1 rRNA gene and 1 pseudogene are annotated in these 626 nt (G+C 67.4%); both read left to right on the plus strand.

Going from position 1 to position 626, the window contains the following annotated elements:
• Window positions 1–92: ribosomal RNA gene (rrf, locus tag ACIQPT_RS21795) — 5S ribosomal RNA — on the plus strand; the annotation flags it as partial.
• A 206-nt stretch (window positions 93–298) separates the two neighbouring features.
• Window positions 299–626 (plus strand): annotated as a pseudogene (locus tag ACIQPT_RS21800) (hypothetical protein); the annotation flags it as partial.

Below are 626 nucleotides of genomic sequence, written 5' to 3' on the forward strand. Positions count from 1 at the left end.
CGCCCGGTTACATTCCGAACCCGGAAGCTAAGCCTTTCAGCGCCGATGGTACTGCAGGGGGGACCCTGTGGGAGAGTAGGACGCCGCCGAACAATCTTTCAAGGACCCCTGGTCCCAGCGTTCATGCTGGGACCAGGGGTCCTTTTGTTTTTCCCGAAGCGCGTCGGATGCTCTGCTGCGCGAGAATGTCTGTGGTACCCGAAGACAGGAGTCACACCCATGTCCACCAACTCTCCCGACGATCGTCCGGAGCGCGAGCCGCGTCGCCGGGACGGTGGTGACAGGGGCGGTTACCGCGGTGGTCGTGACGACCGGTCCGGTTCCGGCGCACCTCGACGCGACAACGACCGCGGTGGCTTCCGTCGTGACGACCGGGACCGCGACCGTGCCCCGCGCCGTGACGACAGCCGGCCGACCGGTGGCGGGTTCCGTCGTGACGACAACCGGCCTTCTGGTGGTTCCGGTGGTGGGTTCCGCCGTGACGACCGTGATCGGGATCGTGATCGTGGGCCGCGTCGTGATGATGACCGTGGTGGGTACCGGGGTGGTCAGCAGCGTGATGACCGTGGTGGCCGTCCCAGCGGTGGTTTCGAGCGCCGTGACGACCGCCCCCGTGGCCCGCGTCG

Origin of the sequence: Streptomyces sp. NPDC091289, assembly GCF_044757365.1 — a bacterium.
Classification (GTDB): Bacteria; Actinomycetota; Actinomycetes; order Streptomycetales; family Streptomycetaceae; genus Streptomyces.